9 protein-coding genes and 1 pseudogene are annotated in these 7,635 nt (G+C 71.8%); 6 read left to right on the top strand and 4 right to left on the bottom strand.

Going from position 1 to position 7,635, the window contains the following annotated elements; all coding sequences use genetic code 11:
* Positions 1-79: 79 nt before the first annotated feature.
* Entirely contained in the window at positions 80-436 is a 357-nt protein-coding gene (locus ABZ659_RS19920; protein WP_360221423.1) for a hypothetical protein, read from the bottom strand.
* A 311-nt stretch (positions 437-747) separates the two neighbouring features.
* Between ABZ659_RS19920 and ABZ659_RS19915 the strand changes: the two are divergent.
* The 3 genes and pseudogenes from ABZ659_RS19915 to ABZ659_RS19905 form a co-directional block, all read left to right on the top strand.
* A pseudogene (locus ABZ659_RS19915) lies at positions 748-1,293 on the top strand (PP2C family protein-serine/threonine phosphatase); the annotation flags it as partial.
* 502 nt (positions 1,294-1,795) lie between these two features.
* Positions 1,796-2,302 (top strand): DUF5994 family protein, encoded by a 507-nt coding sequence (locus tag ABZ659_RS19910; RefSeq protein ID WP_360221420.1) that lies wholly within the window; start codon positions 1,796-1,798, stop codon positions 2,300-2,302.
* A gap of 100 nt (positions 2,303-2,402) precedes the next feature.
* Positions 2,403-3,443, top strand: coding sequence for an acyl-CoA desaturase (locus tag ABZ659_RS19905; RefSeq protein ID WP_360221417.1), 1,041 nt, complete (start codon positions 2,403-2,405; stop codon positions 3,441-3,443).
* On the opposite strand, the gene ABZ659_RS19900 is transcribed toward ABZ659_RS19905, so the two are convergent.
* Complete coding sequence (locus ABZ659_RS19900) at positions 3,440-3,706, bottom strand: hypothetical protein (RefSeq protein ID WP_360221414.1); 267 nt, start codon at positions 3,704-3,706, stop codon at positions 3,440-3,442. The genes ABZ659_RS19905 and ABZ659_RS19900 overlap by 4 nt on opposite strands.
* 20 nt (positions 3,707-3,726) lie before the next feature.
* Positions 3,727-4,302 (bottom strand): DUF5994 family protein, encoded by a 576-nt coding sequence (locus tag ABZ659_RS19895; RefSeq protein ID WP_360221411.1) that lies wholly within the window; start codon positions 4,300-4,302, stop codon positions 3,727-3,729.
* A 191-nt stretch (positions 4,303-4,493) separates the two neighbouring features.
* Between ABZ659_RS19895 and ABZ659_RS19890 the strand changes: the two genes are divergently transcribed.
* Positions 4,494-4,718: a hypothetical protein gene (locus tag ABZ659_RS19890; protein WP_360221408.1), complete on the top strand. Its 225-nt coding sequence runs from the start codon at positions 4,494-4,496 to the stop codon at positions 4,716-4,718.
* A 148-nt stretch (positions 4,719-4,866) separates the two neighbouring features.
* Positions 4,867-5,280: a DUF5994 family protein gene (locus tag ABZ659_RS19885; protein WP_360221405.1), complete on the top strand. Its 414-nt coding sequence runs from the start codon at positions 4,867-4,869 to the stop codon at positions 5,278-5,280.
* Positions 5,281-5,364: 84 nt separating this feature from the next.
* Here the strand turns inward: ABZ659_RS19885 and ABZ659_RS19880 are convergent, their stop codons facing one another.
* Positions 5,365-5,859 carry a DUF5994 family protein gene (locus tag ABZ659_RS19880; protein ID WP_360221402.1) on the bottom strand — a complete coding sequence of 165 codons (495 nt, stop codon included), beginning with the start codon at positions 5,857-5,859 and terminating at the stop codon, positions 5,365-5,367.
* A gap of 371 nt (positions 5,860-6,230) precedes the next feature.
* Between ABZ659_RS19880 and nhaA the strand changes: the two genes are divergently transcribed.
* Entirely contained in the window at positions 6,231-7,547 is a 1,317-nt protein-coding gene (nhaA, locus tag ABZ659_RS19875) for a Na+/H+ antiporter NhaA (protein WP_360221399.1), read from the top strand.
* Positions 7,548-7,635: the final 88 nt, after the last annotated feature.

The raw sequence follows: 7,635 nt of genomic DNA, 5'->3' as shown, positions 1-7,635 counted from the left end.
CTGAACGCCTTCCAGATCGCCTTCGAAGGCCGGCTCACCCCGGCCGCCAACTGACCACTACAGAAACTGGATCAGCCGTCTACTGGACACTCCCGCTTCTCAGGCGCCGGGCGAGGTTCCAGGGACGGTCCTGGTTCTCTCTGCGGACCTGGGGCGGAACGAGTATCGCGGAGATCACGAAGAGGCGGCCGGAGGCGGCGGCGCGCAGCAGGCTCCCGGGAAGGTGTCCGTCGAGGCCCTGCCACCAGGGCCCGTCGCCGCGGACGGGGAAGCCGTAGGCGCATCCGGACAGCTCGGTGGACTCCGCGATCACCAACTCGAATCCCGGTCGGTGCACGTCCGCCGTCAGCCGTCGCAGAAAGGCGCCGCGGGCCTGGTCCCATGCCCAGGGGCCACCTCCCGAGGTCCGTGCGTACAGATCACCCAACTCCGTCATGCGGTCCTCGACCTGACCTCGTGTCAGCGCACGGACGCGTTCACCCGCGCGTGGCGACGCACCTCGCTCCGGCCCCGGCCGACGCTGCCTGCGGGGACCTCGCCGGTCCAGGCCAGCGCACCCGCCGAGGAACTCGGTGGTCGTCGGCGGAAGTGGCACGTTCACGGTCATGGGCACTTGCCCTGTCCCGGGCACGGGCGGACCCGGCCCGCTGTGGTCGGTCGCCGAGGGCGGCACGGGTGTAGGAGCCGGTGCGCGAGGAACTCTCGGTATCTCCACCGTACTCCCGGCGCGCGTATGCCCCCGCGGTGGACCTGACCGCGGCGGCCGGCATGGCGCAACTGCCCGGCATCCTGCGCTCACTGGCCTGGGACCACACGGGACCGCCCAGTGCCGTCGTCGACCGCCTCGACGCCGCCATGCCTGTGATCACCACCGTCCCGCTGGCCACCCTGATCCTCGCCCGCGTCGAGGGCGACCCGGACACGGGCCCGTGGACGCTGCGCTGGACCAGTGCGGGACACCCGCCCCCGCTGCTCCTCTCCCCGGACGGCACGGCGCACTACCTGGAAGCAGGCCAGGGGCTCCTCCTCGGTACCGGTCCGGTCACCGGCGCGGGCGGCCGACCGGACGCCACACATGCCCTGGAGCCCGGCTCCACCCTGCTGCTGTACACCGACCGACTCGTCGAGACCCCGGGCAGCGACCTCGACACGGGCCTGGACCGGCTGCGCCGGCACACCCTCGTGCTTGCCCACGAACCGCTGGACACGCTGTGCGGTGACGTGCTCGCCCACGTTCCGCCCGGCAGCACCGACGACGTGGCCCTGCTCGCCCTGCGCGTGCCGCCGCCGTGAGACGGCGGGGGGCGTCCGCTCACCCGCCGCCGCGCCCCGGCCACGCGGCGGGGGAGCGCGCGGCGTCGGCACTGATGACCAGCCGTCACACCGCGTTCACGCGGTGTGGAGTAGGCTGAGGGAACGAGGGCATCAGGCGCGCCGGTGGCGGACCGGCTCCACCCTCACCGGCGTACATCACGCGGGATGGGGTTTCCCTTCAAGCCGAGGTTCCCCCTTCGATCCGCATGCGTCGTCGCATTGCGGCAAGAGCGCGCAGGCTCGACTTCCGGTACGCCGACCACCACCAGCGCACATCCGGTGTCCAGCCGGGGCGGGTGGACCATCGGCCTCGTGCACCCGCGCCCTCCACGCCGCAGCCGGGCCCGGCACCCGCCGCCCCGCACCGGACCGCCTCACCGCCCGCCGCACCGGACCACCCCGGCCGATCACCACCCTCACCGGGCGGACTCCCTCACCCTGCCGAACCGCCTGGCAACCCACCCCATCAGAGAGAACTCACATGACCACCACCGCCCCGGACCCACCGTCCGCCCTGCCCCTTCCCCTCCGCCTGCGTCTCGCGCCACACGGCGTGCTGCCCCGCCGGATCGACGGAGTGTGGTGGCCGCACTCCCGCGACCTTCTGACGCAGCTCCCGCAGCTGCTCGCCGCGCTGCCGCACGCGTGGGGCGACATCTCCGCCGTCACCGTGGACGCCGCGGCCTGGTCGGCGGCACCGGGGCGCATGCTCGTCGCCAACCAGGTCGTGCGGCTGCACAAAGCCCTCGCCTCGCCGCACGCCCCGCACCGAGTCGTCCTGCTCTCCCCCGGGCTCGGCCGTTGGGACCTGCTGGTGATCCCGCCGGACACGACCGAGGGAACCGCCGCCCGCCTCATGGCCGACGCGCTGGACGACCGCGTGCCCGACGCCGACGGGGAAGCGCGACCTCCGTCCCCGACGGCGGCGACGGGCCCGAGCGGCCGTGTGGGTCCCATCGGGCTGGGAACCCGGCCCCCTCGGTGGTAAGTGCCGTCGGCGGCACGTCCGTGTACGCGCCGTCCCCGCGTCCGTCTCGCCCAAAGGCCACTCCGTGCCATCCGCCCGCTTCTCAGAGAGTCTCGCCTTCATGACCACGGCCACCACCCTCACCACGCGTTCCGACACCCCTGGCAGCGACTTCGCCCGGCTGTCGAAGAACATCGCGGACGCCGGACTGCTGGGGCGCCGCCCCGGCTACTACACGCTACGGATCACCGCGGTGACCGGCCTCTACGTCGCCGGATGGATCGGGTTCGTCCTCCTCGGCCCCTCGTGGTGGAGCCTGGCGATCGCCGCCTTCATGGCCGCCATGTACGGGCAAGTCGCCCTGCTGGCCCACGACATGGCCCATCGGCAGGTGTTCCGCCGTCGCCGGGCCAGCGAGTTGTCAGGGCGGCTCGCCGGGGCTTCGATCGGCATGGGTTACGGCTGGTGGCAGGACAAGCACACCCGTCACCACGCCAACCCGAACACCGCGGACCTCGACCCCGACATCGGCCCCGACCTGCTCGTCTGGTCCCCGGACCAGGCCCGCGCCGCCACCGGTCTCCCCCGCCTGCTCGGCCGTTGGCAGGCGTTCCTGTTCTTTCCCCTGCTCACACTGGAGGGCTTCAACCTGCGCGTGTCGAGCGGCAGGGCGATCGCGAACCGCCGTCTCAGGCACCGGACGCTCGACGGCGCCCTGCTGTTCGCGCACTGCGCGGTCTACCTGACCGCCCTGTTCTGGGTCCTGCCGCCCGGCATGGCGATCGCCTTCCTCGCCATCCACCAGTGCCTGTTCGGCGTCTACCTCGGTTCCGTCTTCGCGCCCAATCACAAGGGCATGCCGATCCTGTCGGCCGACGACCGCCCCGACTTCCTCCGCCGCCAGGTGCTCACCTCACGCAACGTCAACGGCGGTCGCTTCACCGACCTCGTGCTCGGCGGCCTGAATCACCAGATCGAGCACCACTTGTTCCCGAGCATGCCCAGCCCCAACCTGCGCAAGGCCCGCGCCATCGTCCGGCAGTACTGCCGGGAGCTGGGCGTGGACTACACGGAGACGGGGCTGGCCACCTCGTACCGGCAGGCGCTCGCCAGCCTCCACGACGCCGGCGCACCGCTCCGGCAGACCGGCGTCCGAGCCTAGTGTTCCGGGCGCTTGTGGGGACGGCGTCGAGGACGCAGCCGTCCACGTCCGCCGTCCCGGCGCTCTCCGCCACCGTTCGCCTCGGCACCCCGGTGGTGGACGGGCTGGCTGTCGGTGGGTTTCCGGTCCGGCGCGACCACACCGCCGCGGTCGTAGTAGAAGGCGGCCGTCCTCTCCCCGTGCTGAGAGTTCAGCCGGTGGATGAGGAACGCGCCTGCCGCGATCACCGCCAACACCACGATCACTGTCACGAAGACGTCCATCGTCCTCACACCCTCTCCGGCTAGCCCGTCGGCGCCACCCTGACCACCCGGCTCCACGCGGGAACGACGGAAGCACCGACTGCGTGTCCCCCTTCCGACTCCCACACCGCCTCCCCGGCGCGGTCGACCTCGGTGGTCGCCGTCAGCCGTGCGGCATCCGCCACCAGGCTGCTCGCGGTCGCCGTCCGGCGTGGGTCGCTCACGGCGGCCATCAGCCAGGCGGCCGCGGCCGGAGGCGTCTGCGGGGGTACGACCAGGAGGTTCCAGCGACCCGCGTGGTAGGAGAGCAGGAGGAGTTCGTGCTCGTCCTGCTCGAAGCGGAACCAGCCCACCTTCACCACATGCGCGGCGACGGGCACCTTGCGCGGGACGACCGGCCACTGGGCGGGGTTCACCGTGACCCGGGTGATCCGTCCCCACAGCGGGTCGAGAACAGCGGTCAGGGAGGGCAGTTCGGCGGCGAGATCACGCGAGCGCGGCCACCAGGCACCGTCCAGCAGGAGCGGTGCCGAACCGGCGGGAGCAAGTGACAGACGCACAGGAGACGTGAGGTGTCGGTCTTCGGATGTCATCGGATGGAAGACGGTCGCAGTCATGACGCGGACCCTGCCCCGGGCGGGCCGGAGCCGGCCCGGCGTATTCGATCACCGCGAACGACAAGGGCGCGAATGCCCGTGCGCGGAGTGTCCCCGGTCCGTTCAGCCTACTCTTCGCGGCGTCCGAGCGGGTACGTCGGAGTACAGTGACCGACATCCCCTCTCCGACTCCGACGCGCAGCGAGGTCGTCATGACGTCCCAGGAACCGCCCCCCGCCGGGTACGCCGAGGTCCAGGTCGTCGCCGCGTCACCCGAGGTCGCCCGTCGGGTGGCCCAGGTGCTTCGCCACAGCTTCGCCGCGACCGAGCAGCGCAGCTTGCCCGCGGGCGCCGAAGGCGGGACCCGTCTCGAACTCACCGTGGACACGACCCGTGTGGAGGGACCGGCCCGTTCATGGCTGGAAACCAGCCGCTGAGGCCGTGCCCCTTGTGAGAGCGGCTCGAGGAGTAGCCTCAAGGGTGTCGAGGGCTTTCGCGGGTCGGCACCGTCGCCGGTCCCGTCCTCGGTGAAACACCACCGGGTGCTCCGTCTGGCGACGAAGTCCCGCAGTCAGGCGTATCACCATGACCTTGAACACCACCCAGCTCCGTCCGCACGCGGCACCCTTCCGTCCACGGTCCGCGCGCCTCGTCCTCGGCTCTGCCAGCCGTTTCGGGCAGCCGGACGGCGCTTGGTGGCCCCGCACCCGCGACCTGGCGCGTGAACTCGGCGAATTGGCCGACGTGATCGATCCGCTGTGGGGCCGCCTCACCCACGTCGCCGTCAACCCCCGCCACTGGTGGCCCGTCCCGAGCGGTCTGGTAGTCGTCAATGATCACGAGGTGACGGTCGACCGCTTCACCGATTCGTTGAATCGGCACAGGATCCTGTTGCAGTCCTACACTGCGGGCTGCTGGGATCTTCTCGTGGTTCCGCCGCCGACCAATTCGTCGTCGGCCGCCCTGCTCATGGCCGCGTCCGCGTCCCCGACAAGGTGAACGGCAGAACGGCACCCGTCCGCCGCACCGAGCCCTCCGCCCGCCGCCGGGCCCCTGCGCGCCGCTCCTGGGGCACGCGCGCGATCAGGTCGATTGCCCCGGGGCGGCTCGCTCGGTGCCGGTGTCGATGAGGATCTGTTCCGCCCGCGTCTGACCGCCAGCGCGAACGGCCGCGGCCATGGCGGCGTGCGCGGCGTCGCGCGTCGCGTGCGGCGGGACCACGAGGAGGGCGAAGAGATCCTTGTCGCCCCGAGTGACGAGGATGGTGTCGTCACCGACCGGGAACGAGTCGATGTGGACGATTCGGTCGCCGATCGTCATCCGCGTCGGCAGCCCGTCCCAGGCGTCGCCGTCCAGGCCGACCCGGGTGATGGGCCCGAGATACTCGGACAGCGCCGTGACCAGGCCCGGGAGTTCACTGGCGATATCGCGGGAACGCGGCCACCACGCCCCGTCGAGTGCGCCCTGCCGGTCGTGGGTCGTCTCCAGCCGCACCACGGCCGTCCCTGGTCGTGGCACCGCCTGATGGACAGCGTCGGGCAGGAGCCTGGTCACCCGCGAAAAATCTGACTCGGACATCGCGCTCGCCTGCCTACCGGAAACGACAGCACCGAAACCCTCTTCGCTTCACGGTACTCCTCGGCTGACGGCGGCCAGGGGCCCCACCGGTCGCCGAGGCGCTGTCCGCCACCGCCTGGCCCGCGGCGGCCCCGTCGGGGCAGGCGGCTTTCCGGCACTGCTCGGCCGGGATGCGGCAGCAGGCGAGGCTGACCCGCACCGGGAGCGGTCGGCGGTGTCCGGTTGACCGCCCTCCCGGCCGGGCATCCGGATGTGCCTTGCGCAGGTGCAGATGCCGGGAGGACGGCCACGATAGCGTGGGCGGAACGCGCCGGAAGGCGCGCGGGGTGGGGTTTCTTGTGTCCACGTGGCGGTACCCCGGAGGTTTCCCCTTGTCTGCTGCACCGCGTGAGCGTTCGGTCTTTCTCGGGCTGCTGCCCTGGCCAGAACGCGTGCAGGTGGCCCGCGCGCTGCGGACGGAGACCGTCGGCGGCCTGGTGCTGCTGGGCGCCGCCCTGGTCGCGCTGGTGTGGGCGAACACCCCGTGGAGCGCTAGCTACGAGTCGCTGCGTGACGTCCACTTCGGCGTACCCGTGCTGGGGCTGGACCTTTCGGTGCAGCACTGGACCGCCGACGGGCTGCTCACCGTCTTCTTCCTGGTCGCCGGGATCGAACTCAAGCGCGAACTCCTGGTCGGCGGGCTGAGTACCCCGGCCATGGCGCTCCTGCCGGTCGTCGCCGCGGTCTGCGGCATGGTGGTACCCGCGGCGATCTACCTGGCCGCGGTCACGGCCGGAGGCGGGCGGGCGGATGGCTGGGCGGTGCCGATGGCCACCGACATCGCCTTCGCCCTTGCGGTGCTCGCCGTGCTCAGCACCCACCTGCCCACCGCACTGCGGGCCTTCCTGCTGACCCTCGCGGTCGTCGACGACCTGGGCGCGATTCTGGTCGTGGCGGTGTTCTTCTCCAGTGGTCTGCGACCGGCCGCGCTCGGCGGGGCCTTCGCCGGGCTGGTGGTGTTCTACCTGTTGCAGCGGTTCCGGGTGCGCGGCTGGTGGTGGTACGTACCGCTGGGCGTGGCCATCTGGGCGCTGACCTACAACGGCGGTGTGCACGCCACCGTGTCCGGCGTGGCCATGGGCCTGGCCCTGCGCTGCGTCCGGGGCCCGGAAGCGGGGGAGGACTCCTCCCCTGGGGAACGCGCCGAGTACCTCCTGCGACCAGTGTCCGCCGGTTTCGCCGTACCGCTGTTCGCCCTGTTCGCCGCAGGAGTGAGTATCTCGCCCCGCATGCTGGGCGAGACCTTCACCCGACCGGAGCCGCTGGGCGTGCTGCTGGGACTGGTCGTCGGCAAGTCGGTGGGGATCTTCACCGGAACGTACCTCGCCGCCCGGTTCACCCGCGCCCGGCTCAACCCCGACCTGGCGTGGGCCGACGTCTTCGCCCTCGCGGTGCTGTCCGGCATCGGTTTCACGGTCGCCCTCCTGATCGCGGAGGTGTCCTTCCCCGACCCCACCGCCACCGGGCAGATCAAGGCCGCGGTCCTGCTGGGCTCGGTGCTCGCCGCGGGCGCCGCCACGCTGCTGGTCAAACGTCGTGACCGCGTCTACCGCAGGCTGTGGGAGGCGGAGAGCCGCGACGAGGATGCCGACGGCATCCCCAACGTCTACCAGCAGCACCCGGACAGGCCCGCCCCCGGCGAGCACTGATCGTCGGCAACAGCGGCCGCTCACTCACTGGATGCCGTGACCGGCCGCGACTACCCACGGCCTCGCCTGCCGCTGAGGAGGCATGATT

Source organism: Streptomyces sp. NPDC006997, assembly GCF_040635175.1.
In the GTDB taxonomy this organism is placed as follows: Bacteria; Actinomycetota; Actinomycetes; order Streptomycetales; family Streptomycetaceae; genus Streptomyces.
Note: the sequence above shows the minus strand (reverse complement) of the source record. Positions and strands in the feature narration are given on the sequence as shown.

Coding starts and splice junctions, on each gene's coding strand:
- ABZ659_RS19920 (WP_360221423.1), bottom strand. CDS start 436: ATGACGGAGTTGGGTGATCTGTACGCACGGACCTCGGGAGGTGGCCCC.
- ABZ659_RS19910 (WP_360221420.1), top strand. CDS start 1,796: ATGACCACCACCGCCCCGGACCCACCGTCCGCCCTGCCCCTTCCCCTC.
- ABZ659_RS19905 (WP_360221417.1), top strand. CDS start 2,403: ATGACCACGGCCACCACCCTCACCACGCGTTCCGACACCCCTGGCAGC.
- ABZ659_RS19900 (WP_360221414.1), bottom strand. CDS start 3,706: ATGGACGTCTTCGTGACAGTGATCGTGGTGTTGGCGGTGATCGCGGCA.
- ABZ659_RS19895 (WP_360221411.1), bottom strand. CDS start 4,302: ATGACTGCGACCGTCTTCCATCCGATGACATCCGAAGACCGACACCTC.
- ABZ659_RS19890 (WP_360221408.1), top strand. CDS start 4,494: ATGACGTCCCAGGAACCGCCCCCCGCCGGGTACGCCGAGGTCCAGGTC.
- ABZ659_RS19885 (WP_360221405.1), top strand. CDS start 4,867: ATGACCTTGAACACCACCCAGCTCCGTCCGCACGCGGCACCCTTCCGT.
- ABZ659_RS19880 (WP_360221402.1), bottom strand. CDS start 5,859: ATGTCCGAGTCAGATTTTTCGCGGGTGACCAGGCTCCTGCCCGACGCT.